At 50.7% G+C, this 14,081-nt stretch carries 14 protein-coding genes and 1 riboswitch; of the genes, 4 read left to right on the forward strand and 10 right to left on the reverse strand.

Annotated elements, in window-relative coordinates; translation table 11 throughout:
• Nucleotides 1–11: 11 nt before the first annotated feature.
• A complete protein-coding gene (moaC, locus tag M4I36_RS02190) occupies nt 12–542 on the reverse strand; it encodes a cyclic pyranopterin monophosphate synthase MoaC (protein ID WP_258110003.1) in 531 nt (176 codons plus the stop codon).
• 244 nt (nt 543–786) lie between these two features.
• Here moaC and M4I36_RS02195 point away from each other — a divergent pair, with 244 nt between their 5' ends.
• Nucleotides 787–1,479, forward strand: a complete 693-nt coding sequence (locus M4I36_RS02195; protein WP_258110004.1) for a molybdenum cofactor biosynthesis protein — start codon at nt 787–789, stop codon at nt 1,477–1,479.
• 42 nt (nt 1,480–1,521) lie between these two features.
• Here the strand turns inward: M4I36_RS02195 and M4I36_RS02200 are convergent, their stop codons facing one another.
• Entirely contained in the window at nt 1,522–2,532 is a 1,011-nt protein-coding gene (locus tag M4I36_RS02200; RefSeq protein ID WP_258110005.1) for an MBL fold metallo-hydrolase, read from the reverse strand.
• A gap of 177 nt (nt 2,533–2,709) precedes the next feature.
• Here M4I36_RS02200 and M4I36_RS02205 point away from each other — a divergent pair, with 177 nt between their 5' ends.
• Nucleotides 2,710–4,062 (forward strand): glycosyl hydrolase family 18 protein, encoded by a 1,353-nt coding sequence (locus M4I36_RS02205; protein WP_258110006.1) that lies wholly within the window; start codon nt 2,710–2,712, stop codon nt 4,060–4,062.
• A gap of 17 nt (nt 4,063–4,079) precedes the next feature.
• A complete protein-coding gene (locus M4I36_RS02210; RefSeq protein WP_258110007.1) occupies nt 4,080–4,577 on the forward strand; it encodes a permease in 498 nt (165 codons plus the stop codon).
• Between the two features lie 145 nt (nt 4,578–4,722).
• Here the strand turns inward: M4I36_RS02210 and M4I36_RS02215 are convergent, their stop codons facing one another.
• The 3 genes from M4I36_RS02215 to M4I36_RS02225 form a co-directional block, all read right to left on the reverse strand.
• Nucleotides 4,723–5,541: a C40 family peptidase gene (locus M4I36_RS02215; RefSeq protein WP_258110009.1), complete on the reverse strand. Its 819-nt coding sequence runs from the start codon at nt 5,539–5,541 to the stop codon at nt 4,723–4,725.
• 69 nt (nt 5,542–5,610) lie between these two features.
• Nucleotides 5,611–6,273, reverse strand: a complete 663-nt coding sequence (locus M4I36_RS02220) for a cell wall hydrolase (RefSeq protein ID WP_258110010.1) — start codon at nt 6,271–6,273, stop codon at nt 5,611–5,613.
• Between the two features lie 14 nt (nt 6,274–6,287).
• Nucleotides 6,288–6,457: riboswitch (cyclic di-AMP (ydaO/yuaA leader) on the reverse strand.
• 67 nt (nt 6,458–6,524) lie between these two features.
• Entirely contained in the window at nt 6,525–7,430 is a 906-nt protein-coding gene (locus M4I36_RS02225) for a DMT family transporter (RefSeq protein ID WP_258110012.1), read from the reverse strand.
• A 260-nt stretch (nt 7,431–7,690) separates the two neighbouring features.
• On the opposite strand from M4I36_RS02225, the gene M4I36_RS02230 reads away from it, so the two are divergent.
• Nucleotides 7,691–8,578, forward strand: coding sequence for a G5 and 3D domain-containing protein (locus M4I36_RS02230; RefSeq protein ID WP_258110013.1), 888 nt, complete (start codon nt 7,691–7,693; stop codon nt 8,576–8,578).
• A gap of 43 nt (nt 8,579–8,621) precedes the next feature.
• Here M4I36_RS02230 and spo0A read toward each other — a convergent pair whose 3' ends face one another.
• From spo0A to M4I36_RS02255, 5 genes are all read right to left on the reverse strand, one after another.
• On the reverse strand, nt 8,622–9,437 hold the full coding sequence (gene spo0A / locus M4I36_RS02235; RefSeq protein ID WP_374985221.1) for a sporulation transcription factor Spo0A: 816 nt from the start codon (nt 9,435–9,437) through the stop codon (nt 8,622–8,624).
• Nucleotides 9,438–9,561: 124 nt separating this feature from the next.
• Entirely contained in the window at nt 9,562–10,839 is a 1,278-nt protein-coding gene (gene spoIVB / locus M4I36_RS02240; protein WP_258110014.1) for a SpoIVB peptidase, read from the reverse strand.
• A gap of 109 nt (nt 10,840–10,948) precedes the next feature.
• Nucleotides 10,949–12,622 carry a DNA repair protein RecN gene (gene recN, locus M4I36_RS02245; protein ID WP_258110016.1) on the reverse strand — a complete coding sequence of 558 codons (1,674 nt, stop codon included), beginning with the start codon at nt 12,620–12,622 and terminating at the stop codon, nt 10,949–10,951.
• 4 nt (nt 12,623–12,626) lie between these two features.
• Entirely contained in the window at nt 12,627–13,496 is an 870-nt protein-coding gene (locus M4I36_RS02250; RefSeq protein ID WP_258110018.1) for an NAD(+)/NADH kinase, read from the reverse strand.
• 29 nt (nt 13,497–13,525) lie between these two features.
• Entirely contained in the window at nt 13,526–14,047 is a 522-nt protein-coding gene (locus tag M4I36_RS02255) for a hypothetical protein (RefSeq protein ID WP_258110020.1), read from the reverse strand.
• Nucleotides 14,048–14,081: the final 34 nt, after the last annotated feature.

A 14,081-nucleotide genomic window follows, 5' to 3' on the forward strand; every position in this document is an offset into this window, starting at 1 on the left:
ATACCTCCTCGTCAGTCGGTCGATGCCATAGGCACGTTAAAGGTGCCGCTTTTTCCACCAGACTTGTGTACTACCTGCAAATCTCGAATGACCATACCTCGGTCAATCGCCTTGCACATGTCATAGACCGTCAAAGCGGCGACCGAACACGCAGTCAACGCCTCCATTTCAATACCAGTTCGATAGTGTGCCGAAACAGTCACCTGAAATTCGAGTGTCGCACGTTCGCCTTGTCTGTCGAGAAAATGATGCGCAACCTGAACACTGGTCAAAGGTATCGGATGGCACAGTGGAATGAGATCCGGCGTTTTTTTGGCTCCCATCGAGGCGGCTAATTCGGCGACTAGCAAAACATCCCCTTTTTTAAGCAATCTCTGTTCTACTTGCTCGCGAGTACTCTGCAACATGTCAATCAGCACACGCGCAGTCGCAACGCGGTAAGTCACCTCTTTGTTGGATATATCGACCATCGTTGCCCGGCCGTGTTCATCAAAATGGGTAAGTTGACCTTGATTGACTGACGTGTCGCCGTTTTGATTCAAAGAATTCGTCTCCTTCTATGTACAATGTAAAAGCACAATTTAAAAGTAGAATGTAACATGATGCACTGTCTTTCGCGGTCATCATGGGCCATGAACTTCGCGATGGGTTGTGCGACATGTTAAAATACAGGGCGTCTCTTGCACCTCGTGCTTTCAGTGATTGCGTCCACGGTGCAGAAACAGCATACTACAAATTGTGGCGAGACTCACTGAACAGCCGCGTCATAGGATGGGAGGCGGAGTCATGGATGTCCGCGTAAAATTGTTTGCAAACTTGAAGGAAGCCGTGGGCCAAGACGAGGTTGTTGTGTCTCTGCCGGACGTTACAAGTATTGCCACACTTCGTTCTGTTCTGGCAGAGCATTTTCCCGGTATGAGAAGTATTCTTCCCAAATGTGTGTTTGCTGTAAATCAACAAATTGTCAGTGAAGATGACATGCTGTCCATCCATGCGGAAGTTGCCGTTCTTCCGCCTGTCGGCGGCGGCTGCACGGACTCCTTAGATGCAGAGTCGACGGACAACGTCTACTGCGTTCTCACGGAAAAGGAGCTCTCGGTGCAACGTGCGTATGACGCACTCATCCACCCAAACTGGGGCGGAACGGTGCTCTTTTGCGGGACAGTGCGGGAGTGGACGGGAGAAAAGCAAACGTCTCATTTGACGTACGAAGCGTACCGCTCCATGGCTATTCAACAAATGCAAGATTTGCAAAGGCAAGTGGAGGCGGATTATCCAGGAGTGCGCACTTTGATGTGGCATCGCTTGGGCCGCCTAGAACTGACCGATATTGCCGTCATTTGTGCGGCTGCTTCTCCGCACCGGGACGCAGCATTTTTGGCAGCACGCACTTTGATTGAGCGATTAAAGAAGGAAGTTCCTATTTGGAAAAAAGAATTCTACGTGGATGGTCAACCAGAGTGGCGCGAGAACGAATGACAGAACGTTATTTCTCGCGCCGCAGCCGGAAAATATAGACAACTACTCGATGAAGAATCGCAGAACTCCATCCACGGTCTTGGAACATATGGCCCCGTCTGCTTCCAGCCAGTCGAGAAATCCTAATATCTCCGACAGGATGAGCGACGGTTGGTCCATTCGATGCGGAAAGTACTGAGCAGTATAAAACCAAGCACTTTCTCCAGGTGACGTTCTCACCAACTCCCAAACTTTGTCGCGTCTGCGTTCTTGGTCCAACAGACGTTGTTTGATGAGGTCGTGCGGATGCTCGACGGGTGAACCGTGTCCGGCCAATACGACGTTTATCGGAAGCTCCAGTAACCGGCGCAAGTTGTTGCGATAGTCAAGGAGACTTCGAGTGCGTTTTGCTTGCGCCCCTGAGGCAGCTCCAAGTTCGGGTTCGACGAGAGCGTTCGATGAGATGCGCCCAATCAACTGGTCTCCTCCGAAGAAAGTACCAGTGGCTTCCTCCCAAAGCCCAATGGCTGCCTGTGCATGTCCTGGAACTTCTACAACATTCATCGTCGGTAAACAATCGGGTCGGTCGCCATCTATCAATGAGCCATTAACTACCGACTGGTCGTTCAATTGTTGCAAAAATAAAAACTCGCTCATGGCTTTCTGCTGCAAATGCTCTGGCATGTCACACAAGGTATACAACGCCTGATAAAAGTCCATGCGATATCGGTCTCCCTGCAGTGCGGCGTCCACCCAGTAAGCAACATCAGGATGACTGTACACAGGAACTCCTTCGGACTGAATTTTCCCCGCCAATCCAACGTGATCGACATGCCCATGAGTCAATATCAGCGCCGACAAATCGCCATAATGGTAAACTCCCTGAGTTCTTAATCCTTGGATTAGTGCTGTTTCCGACTCCTTGCGATTCGGTCCGCAGTCCAATAGAACTGCCTGCCCGTCCTGTTTGATGAGATATGCATTAACAGCTCCGACCGGCAGTCCAGTGGGTACGCTGATGCAATGAACCGTCCTATCGAGACGCTCCGAAACAGCTGTGATGTCGTTCTTCATTTCATCCACCTCGCGTTCCACTTTTCGAATGTCATGACTTCCTCTTCATCATACTGTGCTCCGGCTGTATCGGCAAACTTATATTCTACAATACTTCTAAACGTCCACTAGGATTCATAGACTGACAGTGTCTCACAAAGACGTGAACAGCCTGTTCGGAAGTGAGGATTTGGACCGATGCGACATACCGGATGGAATGGTCTGAAAAAGAAAATAGTCTTGTGGACGTTTTGCCTCGCTTGCTTCGTCGGATTGACGCGATTGGGAATGGATTTGGTCTTTGGCCAGTCTGATTCAGCAGCTTGGAGTGGTTGGAAGTCAACGAGTCTGTCGGATATTGAGCTAAACGAGTTAGCCGGCGTCTCTCAAATTGCTCTGTCTGCGACGACCGACCCAGGCTCAACTGGGCCCAGGCACAGTCCACTGCAATGGGTTGCCGAGACGCTCCACTTGCCGTTCATACATCCTTGGCGATTGCTAGAATATCAATTACCCAGCGCCAATGCTCGGCGTTTACCCCAAGATGGCTCCCAATCCAGTCTCCTAAGCTCAATTTTCCAGTGGCAACCGAGCTCGCACAAAATTGCCCTTGGTTGGATGCCGCAAGAGTCCGCCGCAGAAAGTGACCAATTGATTCTGGATAATCCCGGTATGAATGTGGTCTCTCCAACGTGGCTGGAACTCGGGTCGAGTCGGGGAGATATCACAGGCCGAATTCAAAACAGTGTCGTTCGGTTCGCTCATCAGCATCATGTGCAAGTTTGGGTTCTCATCACCAACCAATTTCGTTCCAACTTGACATCCCGGTTTCTCTCGTCGTCCGCCGCTGAGAATCACTTTATAAAACAATTGAAGACGCTTGTCGTTGAAGACCGACTGAATGGCATTAATTTGGATTTCGAAAACATGGACAGCGCTGACCAGGCAGCTTACACATCGTTTGTAGGTAAACTCGACCGAACATTGACCTCAATCCATGCCGACCTGTCCGTAGACGTGACCCCCGACATTGTGCCGCTTGTCGACAACTCAGCATATTTTCATGCTGGTCTGGCCGCAAACTGTCATCAACTCATTCTCATGGCCTACGACGAGCACTGGGGCGGGGATTCAGTTGCCGGTCCTGTGGCATCGCTGCCTTGGGTTCGGCAGTCCGTTCAAGACTTATTGGACACCGGGGTACCTGCCGATAAATTAGTTCTCGGCGTACCGTTTTACACGCGTTTTTGGCATATGCATCCACAAGGATATATCACGAGTGAAGCCGTCGCACTCGACATGGTTCCGAATATCCTAACTGCACATCACGCAAAAGCGTCTTATGACTCGTCCCTAGGTCTGATGTATGCTCGCTATCCCGTGGCCAGCGGTTATGAGCAGGTCTGGTTTGCTTCAAAAAAGACGTTACAGACAAAACTCCAAATGGTGAACAATGACGGATTGGCCGGAGTAGCCGTCTGGTCTCTTCCCCTGTCTGCACCATCCACGTGGAAGACTCTCGTCGATCAACTGCGTCAGTCGATTGCCTGAAAGGAGTTGCTGTCTGTATGGACAAAGTACTCGTCGGCGTTGCCGCCGTCACCACAGCGGCTTACATCGGTTATAGCATTTATCGACCACACACAGCACAAGAGGGCATCGCGTCGACGGCCTCCATGCTCATGCAGGCAGCGCCCTGGATTATTGTGTCCATGCTCGCTGCAGGCTTAATCTCACAAATACTGGACACGCACGTCATCGCACGATATTTAGGGCCACAGAGTGGCTTCATGGGTATTGTCACCGGTGCGTTGTTTGGACTTGTTGGAACGGGATCTCGCTGGGCCGTATATCCGTTAGCTGCAGGACTGTTGGGGGCCGATGCGTCCCCTGGGGCGGTGTTCGCGTTTCTCACTTCCTGGCAGTTGGTCTCTTTGCCCCGCGTACCTGCAGAGTTTCCTTTTCTTGGGGTTCGATTCACCATACTTCGAGCGGTCTTTTCTTTCGCTATGGCGATTTTCGGAGGCACACTGATGAATCTTGGTCTAAATTGGTTCTCTAGATAACGGTCCTCTGGGCTATGCAAAATAGACAGAATTCGGTCCAGTCGAACAGACAGGCACCCTGAGTGTTGGTGTCACTCAAGGTGCTCCGTCGACCGTATTTCGTTGCTACTTGTCGCATATGGAGTCACAACGCGCCGCGTCCACGCTATTGTATGACTTGTCGAGCAAAAACCAGGGCTCGTCCCATCCAAGTCGTGGCCAACGGAACTTCGACGACCTTCCGATATCCGCCGCCTTCTTCAATGACCATGCCGTGACCCGCATAAATACCCACGTGCCCTCCGCCAGTGGCATTGGTGGATGTGCGGAAGAAGAGCAAATCGCCCATTTGAAGGTCTGATAGCGGTACTGGGGTTCCCACGTGATAGCGTTGATAGACGGACGACCCGGAAAATGAGATTCCCAACGCTGTTCGATAGACCCACGCCGTAAAATTAGAGCAATCAAACCCGACACCTGGCACCTGATGGCCCCACCAATAGGGTACGCCCAACTGAGTTTTAGCTACTTGAATGACTTTCTCAGCCTCGTGTTGTTCGGTTGCCGATAACGTGGTGCCATTTCCCAAACTACTCCCTTGTGCATGAGCGTGAGTCGGATGAGTGACCGCTTGAGCATGTTTGCTCGGTACTTCATTCGTGCTCGGCGCGCTCGATTGAGTCTCCACTAAATGCGTGAAGTGTGGATTCGTCGTGATATAGAGAGTGTGGTGCTGCCATTCCACCTCATACCAATAGCGATTGACTTTGCTGACAAGCGGAGCGTCTTCTCCCAGCAACAAACGTCCGTAGAGCGGCGACTGAAGACTGGCTGCAGTATGAAAGTCGACATATCCGTGAATGGTCTGGACGGAAAGTGGATTCGTAGCCGCTTCGGCAACCGTGCCCACACCAGGCACACCCAATAAGCAGATAGCTGCGGCACTTCCAAATCGCGACAATCGCTTGAAACGCAAAGTCATCATCCTCTCAGGAGTGGAGTCCTCTCATGGCAACCCTATGACTACGGTCAACGAACTTGTGCCAACGTCATGTCACTTCGCGAAGATGAATGGACCAATTTCGTTCGTTCGAGGCTGAGACCATACCCAACTTCCTGACGGCGTTTGCGCCGGGTTGAAGAAGACCATCGCTCCAGGGACGAGATCGACCTGCTTCGCCAATACATCCTCGGCGGCGGTATAGGCAGAGGAAACGGGGGTATTATAAATGAACCCGTTTGTCGTACAAGAGAACTGAGCATATCCATCACTTTGTTGAAAGACAACGTCATACACATTACTTCCATATCCGAAACTCTCAAGTCGATGGAGAACAACGTCGCCAACCGCAATTTGCGCACTCATACTGGTTCCCTGTGCTTCAGCAGAAATGAGGTGAGCCATCCAATAGAGATTCGCACTGGTATCATAAGGGGAAGACACACTGGCCTCCATCGAGTTCATGACAGGTAAATTGTTTACAGTCGCGCTCGGGAGTTTCAATTGCGTGCCAACCAAGATGTCCAGTGCAGGTACCTGAGGATTTGCTGCTTCGAGCGCATTCAGACTCACGCCATATTGCTGCGAGATAGTCCAGAAAGTCTGCCCGGATTGAACGGTCACGGTCGACAAAGTAGCTGCCTGAGCTGTGACGACTCCGGTCAGCAAAACGGCGGATGCAGAGGCGATAGCAACGGAAAGTTTTCGCTTCAACATATGGATTAAACACGTCTCCCTCTCACAGTTTGCCTCCGAGGTTAGTTGTCGGGTTCAGGCGGTCGAGAACGCCTGTTTGGTAAGAACCAAATTCACCCCAAGTGCTGAACTTTGCCAAGTGCTTCGCTCAGCAACAAAAATCCCCCGTACATCTATAACATAGACGATTCGGCTGAAGTGGCGTGCTAGAACAGTATCATGAAACCCGTGAATTGTAACGAATCAATTTCTGACAGTCGTACTATATTATTTTACGAATAATTGTTCTTGCGGGGGTATTTTAGGCGAATCGAGGAGTCACTAAACCACATACCAAGAAGGATGAACGCCGCGCCCAGCATAGCATCGAGGGACATTCGTTGATGAGCCCACCACCAGGACAACACGGCAGCAAATACTGGTTCCATAGTAAAAATAATAGCTATTTGCGATGCCGATATGGCTCGTTGGCCGATATTTTGAATGTAATAAGCAAACGCTGTAGCCAATACCCCGTTAACTAAGAGCGCTATCATGACCTGTGGTTGACTGAAGGGAATTGTAGACCACGTATGATTTCCCGAAATAACTTCCGTCGAAAAAAAGGATAACAGCGCCATCACACCAATCTCAAGCCACGCCAAAGTCAGCGGGTGTATGTCGGGAGAAAATCGGTCAATCAAGAGAACCTGGAGTGCCATGAACAGTGCACAAGCCAATCCATACCAAACGCCAACATTGAGTCCGAACAACTGTGTCCCACACAGTAAGAACAGTCCCAGGAGGGCGAATAGAGAACCACCCCATAGGCGCATACCGGGTTTTTTTGCACGGCGCAACAAAAGCGACAACATGGGAACTAACACCACGGACAATCCCGTTAAAAAAGCGCTGGTCGCGGCGGATGTTGTCTCCAAGCCAAAAGTCTGAAATGCATATCCCAGGTACAAAACGACACCAACGCCCAATCCCACAAGCACGTTGCGACGCGTCAGACCAGCTCTGGCCGATTTTTGGAGTACTACTGGAAACGTCAGTAAAACAGCAGCCATTGTAAACCGAACCGCCAAGAACGCAAAAGGTGATATGTAAGGCAAGGCAGACTTCGTCAGCGTGAAGGTCGCTCCCCAAACGAGCGTCACGAATAGAAGCAACAAGACCATCCCTCTTTGATGCATAAAGATTTTCTCCTTTATCATCGATTGCAAAAGACCACCTGACGGCAAACAAGCACTTCCCTGCAAGTCGCCTTGAGCAAGACTCCATTCATGAGTGTACTCCGTCATACGAGCGTGACGCTAGTGGCAGTTTTGGGAGAATAATCGGTTGGGGGCTTACATACAGAGCATTAAGACATGACACTTCTCTTTCATGAAAATTCCATATTTTAGTTGCATGGACACATTTGGAGGATGAGAAAGAGGATAGGGGTGAGTCTTTGCGTACTCAAAAAACAGCTCCGTTATTGGCATCTGCGGCGCTCGTTGCGTTTACCGCAGACTACCTGGCTCCGTTGCCGCCGGTAACATTCGGCCAACGGCTGGTTTTTTCTCAAATCAATCTGCTTGAGTCTGTCCAGACCATTCACGCGATGAATCCCTACAGAGCCGACCCATCCCACCCCCGAAATCTAACCATGAAAGTGTCTTATCACCGACACCAACGGCGAGCAAATCGGCCATCCGGGGCTAGGAGCCAGCTCGAGTCACACCCAGTTTACGGAATTTCCAACGGGCCAAGCCATCCAGAAGAACATGTAGAGACTTTTTTGCTTCGCAAAAATGTACCCTATCCGCGCATTCAACGCCCTACCGTGTCCATGCCAGCCGGGCAAATTAAGGTGATTCAAAAAGGTCGCCCGGGGCAAAAGATCACGTCGATGAAAATCGTATATCTGTCCGGCAAACGAATCGCAACTCGCGAGACCGTCCATGTTATCCCAGCTATTCCGGAAATCACTCTTGTCGGACAAAAACAAACACGGATAAAGTCCGTCACAACCAATGTGCCAACCGCTCGCTCTCTGACTTCTCGTTCAGAGACCCCGCTTGAACATTCCGAAGCGATTTCGGTTCTGGCCACTGCCTATGTGGCAGGAGGAACCACGGCGACAGGAGTACCTGCAGAGCCTGGAGTCATTGCCGTTGACCCCTCCGTGATTCCTCTGGGGTCCCGAGTTTACGTCCCGGGTTTTGGAACGCTTGTGGCTGCGGACACGGGCGGCGACATTGTCGGTGACCGAATTGACATCTGTGTGAGCACTTATACGGAGGCCATCGACTTTGGCCGACGCGATTTGACGATTTACGTGCTACAGTCTTCTTGACCCTCTGCGCTCTCCAGCATGTGTTACCCGTATAAGGGCGTATTTAACCGACTCTGTGCTCCATTCGAAGTTTGTCTGCAATCATTGCGATAAACTCAGAATTCGTTGGTTTTGTTTTCGAGGCGCTCACGGTATACCCAAACATGGTGCGAATGGCATCCATGTTTCCTCTTCCCCAAGCAACCTCAATGGAATGCCGAATGGCGCGTTCCACGCGGCTTGGCGTTGTCTTATAACGTTCCGCAATGCGCGGATACAATACCTTTGTAATGGAGCCCAAAATTTCAACATCCTGAAACACAATGCCGATAGCTTCGCGCAAATAATGATACCCTTTAATGTGCGCGGGAACTCCAATTTCGTGAATGATTTGCGTAATTTGTGCATCGACCGTTTTTCTTCCCGGCACCTGTGATGACATTGAATATAAGGCCAGATTGTTTGAAGAAGTCGCCGCAACTGGGGCATTCGAGGAATAGACAATTTGCCGAATTCGTTCGGCCAGCGTCGACATATCAAACGGCTTTAAGATGAAATAGGACACACCCAATTCTGCGGCACGGCGAGTGACATGTTCTTGACCGAATGCCGTGAGCATGACAACTTTAGGCAGCTTTGAGCACATCTCAGTCAGTCGTTCCAGAGTCCCAATTCCATCTAAAACAGGCATGATGATGTCCAACACAATGACATCGGGAACTCTTTCGCGCACCAGTTCCAACACTTCCGTACCGTTGTAGGCGACACCAGAAACATTCATATCGCCTTGTGCTGAGATAAATTCCGCCAACACATCCGCAAATTCCTTGTTGTCATCCGCAATTAACACATCTAAGACCACCAGAAAACCCCCCTGCATTCACTGTGAATCATTTTCGACAAATCGGGGGGGAGTCCTGCCAAATACTATGCAATACTTTTCGCCGTGTTCATAGGCTATTCGACATATTTCGACACACTTCCGTCGATTCGCTCGTACGTCGTCAGCGATGGACGTGTGCCGTACGATGCTCGAGTCGCATCCCAGGATGGCTCTTGTCTGTTGCCAACATCCATTCTGCAAACACTCCGTAGCCTCGCGTCGGATCGGACACAAAGACATGCGTCACGGCTCCTACCAAACGCCCGTCCTGGACAATGGGGCTGCCGCTCATTCCTTGAACGATGCCACCTGCCTGTTTTAACAGTCGTGCATCTGCCACGCGAATGACAAAGCTCTTGGGTTCGATCCGCCGAATGTCACCCAATCTCTCAATATTGACCCGAAACGACTCCACTCGCTGCTGATGCAACACTGTAAACACGATGGCAGGTCCAACATGCACTTCGGAAGGCTTAGCGACGGGCATCAACGGGCCAGTCTCACTGTCAACATCATCGTTGCCAAAGACTCCAAAATCATTGTTGCTATCAATGTCTCCCATCGGGCGTCCTCGCGAGGAAAACTGTCCTCTCTTTTCGCCCGGTTCTCCGGACTGTCCCCGAATAATACTGACAATGTGCGCAGGATATACGAAACCCCGCCCGTGGATGGGTTGTCCGGTATCTAGGTCCGTCACAACATGACCTAAAGCGCCGAATCGGTGCGTCGTCGGATTGAAGTAAGTCAAAGTCCCCACACCAGAAGCACGGTCTCGCACATACAGTCCCAAATGAGATATGCCGTGATCGTCAAGTTTGGGTCTGACGGTCAACATTTTTTCTCGTCCGAGGCTGTCAACTTGAATTTGAACCGCATGGGTCGCGTGCGCCACGCGTAATGCCAAGTCTGCTGCCGAATGAATTTTGTGACCGTTGATACCAACAATCATGTCCCCGATCCGAATCGACGACGACTTCGCGGGTGAGGGAACGTCTCCGAGGGATTGAAAGCCTACGACCATAGCGCCATCTGCTTGCAGGCGAATGCCTACCGACTGTCCACCAATATGAACGTATTGACGGGGCGCGGCATCTGCTGGATGCACATGGCGATTTCCAGAAGCGATGAAATGCGTCAACCACCCAGAAGAAAACATGGACTCCCATGACATGCTCTGAACACCTAGCAGTGGATGATGAGTACTGGAAGCACTATCGTCGACATGGTGAGGAAGCCATTCAGAACTATATTGAACAGGTAATGCTGCGTTTGTCTCTTGACCGTGGCCGTGCATGGGCACAGCCAGGCCATGTAAGCTGCTTGCCCACAATGAACTGCCAATTCCAACAGATGAACTCAGCGCAACAAGGTACGCCCATTTCTTGAGCCACCTACACATTGCAGCATCTCCCTTCGACAGACACCTCCACGTCTTTTGCGTGGTCTTAAGGTACCCGACGAAGCCGGCAATATGACGTTCAAAATGAGCCTGCCACGGCAATCAGCCGCTAAAGTTGACAATAACTTTTCAAAAGGGCTCGAGCGTGTTCTAGCGCTGTGGAATCCGCCACAGACGAACCTAAGAGACGTGCCACTTCGTCAATGCGCTCCGTCTCATGCAGATACTGCACCGTGGACCGCATGGAGTTTTCTAAGACTTCTTTGCGGACTATGTAGTGGTCGTGTCCAGAAGCAGCAATCTGCGCTGAATGCGTGACACACAGTACCTGACGATGTTCAGAAAGTATGCGTAATTGTTCGGCAATCCGCTGGGCCGCAACCCCGCTTACACCAGTATCAATCTCGTCAAAAATCAGTGTATCGACTTCATCGACTTCGGCTAATACCACTTTGAGTGCCAACAAAGTCCTTGACAACTCGCCTCCCGAAGCAGTTTTCGCCAACGGTCGCAGTTCTTCTCCAACATTGGATGTGAAAATATATTCAATCTGCTCCGCACCCATGGGGCTTATCTCCCGGGGCACAAAGTGTACTTGAAAATCAGCGTGGTCCATGTCCAACTGCTTTAAGACGCGAACGGTCTCGGCAGACAGCTTATGGGCAATCTTCTTTCTTTCTTCCGTCAAGTGTGCAGCCGCTTCAAGAAGTGCTTGCTTGCGCTCAGAGGCGCGTCTTTGAGCCTCCTCCATGCGATCCTCCAAATTGCTGAAGACATCCAATTCGGCGACGATACGTTCCCGATAGGCTAGTACCTCTTCGATAGTGCTTCCGTATTTCCTCAACAAGGAACGTATCACGGCGAGTCTATCTTCGACCTCTTGGAATCTCTCCGGCTGAAATTCCAGGGTTCTTCCGAACTTTTGCAAGGTCACTTCCGCCTCTTCTGCATGGACACGCGCCGTATTCAACAGCGCCACGACTTCATTCAATTCTGGATGAAATTCGCACACGGAGGACAATGTCGTTTCGGCGTGCGCCAACTCGGCGACAATTCCACCCGAGTCAGTGCCTCCGTCTAAACCAACCATCGCTTCATCAAAGGCATGGCGAATTTTGTCTGCTGCCTGCAGCCGTTTTCTCTCCAAACGTAACGCATCGTCTTCCCCGACCGAGAGTGCGGCTTGGTCAATTTCATCACGCTGAAACGCAAGCATGTCCATTTTCATGAGACGCTCACGACTACTGGTATGTAAGGATGTGACCAATTCATCGGCTTCCTGCCATTCTGTATAGCAATTTCGAACGCGATTTACCAAGTCTTCTAAGTGACCGTAACTGTCCAACAAGAGCATTTGAACGCTTGGCTGCAGCAGACCATGTTGCTCGTGCTGACTGTGCTGCTGGACTAACAAACTGCCAATTTCCCGCAACATTCGGACGTTCACGGACCGACCATTGAGCTTGCAGATAGACCGCCCATTTCTCGATACCCTTCTATGTAGGATGAGATCAGCCTCGACTTCAATACCCCACTCAGTCAACTTCGAGGAAAGAAGAACCGGCATGACGGGCAAGTGGAACGTTCCCTCGACCAAACCTTCATCGTAGCCAGTTTGAATCATTTCTGGAGAAAAGCGCTCGCCTAATAAAAAGCCAATCGAGTCCAGCAATACGGACTTTCCGGCACCCGTCTCTCCGGTGATGACGGAAAGTCTAGAACCAATGACCCACTCCACGCGCTCCATTAAGCCGATATGTTCTACGGTCAACTCGACCAACATGTTTTCACACCTCTTGACTTGCCGCATCATCCTTAGGATTTCTCAACTTTTTACGCAGCACCGAAAAAAATTCGCGGTCTCTCCATTTAACTAGGGTCGTACTTTGTGGAGCGCGACGAATCAGGACTTCATCTTCGGGTTCCAGATTAAAGCCTACTTGACCGTCTACCGTGAGACCAATTTCTTTGTGAGCAGCATGCACCATGAGCCGAATTTGCTGCCGACTGTCAATCACGAAGGGTCGGGCGGACAAGGTATGTGGACAAATCGGCGTGACTAACAAAATCTCTAAATGGGGTGCGACGATGGGGCCCCCACACGACAGAGAATATGCGGTCGATCCCGTTGGTGTTGAAACCAGCACCCCGTCTCCGCGATATGTGTCTACAAATACGCTGTCCACATACACGTCAATGGTAGCCATGCGACCAAAAGTACCTTTGGCGATCCCGATATCGTTCAGTCCACTGAAAGAAGTCAACAACTTGCCGCTCCGACGAACAACCGCTTCAAACATAATGCGCGTTTCCAAGACGTAATCTTTGTCCGCAAGGCGGCGAATTGCTTCCTGCAATTCATCAGGATGAGACTCTGTCAGAAAGCCCATGTGACCTACATTGATTCCGAGCAGAGGAACTTGGTAAACAGCCAGCTGTCGAGCGACGGCAAGTAACGTGCCGTCCCCGCCCAAAACCACAACCACTTCAGCACTTCGCAACTCAGCTTCATCCCACGTTGCGTTGTAGAGAGCGTCTGCATCTGCCCGATAACTGGAAACATCAAATCCATGTGCTTGGAGAAGCTCCTGCACGCGGCCTAAGACTGCACAGGCTTTCGGCTTATCCGGATTGAACAATAGAACTGCCTTTCGCACCTCTTGTCTCCTTCCCACGCTAGACAAGATTAATGATGATTTAAAAGTACCATTCCAATCATCACACCGACTGCAAAAACACCAGACAGTCGAAATCGTCTGCGCCACCGCACGAATTTTGGAATGAATACGTCGTAGTCGAGGATATGGAGCGTCTCTCGATGCAGATTGACTACAAGAATGCCCTTCACATCGAGCAAGGAATACAGAGGAAAACAATTTGCCAACAACGTATGGGCTGTAGACTCAGATTCACCCTCGGCACAGATTACTTTCACAGCATAGTACGCTCCGTCTTTCCTTACAATAAAATCAACAAAAAATTTTTCCTCATGAGACTGCATATCCGCATAACCAATCCAACCAGCCGTCTCCGTTTGCCGAATTAACTCATATCCCTGTGCCTCCAGAAATCGGCGGGCTGCGGTACGATGCCCATCCATCCCGCTCCACGCCAGACGTAAAGTGCGTCGCAGTCGGATGTTTCGAGCAACGTACCAGAAGACTAGTGTGCTTCCCATCACTCCGAGAAAGCCAATCACCACTGTCATCGACCTCACTTCGTTGACAAGGAACGTCGCCTGA

Source organism: Alicyclobacillus sp. SP_1 (genome assembly GCF_024706985.1).
Taxonomy (GTDB): Bacteria; Bacillota; Bacilli; order Alicyclobacillales; family Alicyclobacillaceae; genus Alicyclobacillus_I.

Bases quoted from the DNA above. Each gene is read 5' to 3' on its own strand.
- recN (WP_258110016.1), bottom strand. From the start codon at position 12,622: ATGTTGGTCGAGTTGACCGTAGAACATATCGGCTTAATGGAGCGCGTG.
- M4I36_RS02255 (WP_258110020.1), bottom strand. From the start codon at position 14,047: ATGACAGTGGTGATTGGCTTTCTCGGAGTGATGGGAAGCACACTAGTC.
- spo0A (WP_374985221.1), bottom strand. From the start codon at position 9,437: ATGCAGGGGGGTTTTCTGGTGGTCTTAGATGTGTTAATTGCGGATGAC.
- M4I36_RS02200 (WP_258110005.1), bottom strand. From the start codon at position 2,532: ATGAAGAACGACATCACAGCTGTTTCGGAGCGTCTCGATAGGACGGTT.
- spoIVB (WP_258110014.1), bottom strand. From the start codon at position 10,839: ATGTGTAGGTGGCTCAAGAAATGGGCGTACCTTGTTGCGCTGAGTTCA.
- M4I36_RS02220 (WP_258110010.1), bottom strand. From the start codon at position 6,273: ATGTTGAAGCGAAAACTTTCCGTTGCTATCGCCTCTGCATCCGCCGTT.
- M4I36_RS02225 (WP_258110012.1), bottom strand. From the start codon at position 7,430: ATGCATCAAAGAGGGATGGTCTTGTTGCTTCTATTCGTGACGCTCGTT.
- M4I36_RS02210 (WP_258110007.1), top strand. From the start codon at position 4,080: ATGGACAAAGTACTCGTCGGCGTTGCCGCCGTCACCACAGCGGCTTAC.
- M4I36_RS02205 (WP_258110006.1), top strand. From the start codon at position 2,710: ATGCGACATACCGGATGGAATGGTCTGAAAAAGAAAATAGTCTTGTGG.
- M4I36_RS02195 (WP_258110004.1), top strand. From the start codon at position 787: ATGGATGTCCGCGTAAAATTGTTTGCAAACTTGAAGGAAGCCGTGGGC.
- M4I36_RS02215 (WP_258110009.1), bottom strand. From the start codon at position 5,541: ATGATGACTTTGCGTTTCAAGCGATTGTCGCGATTTGGAAGTGCCGCA.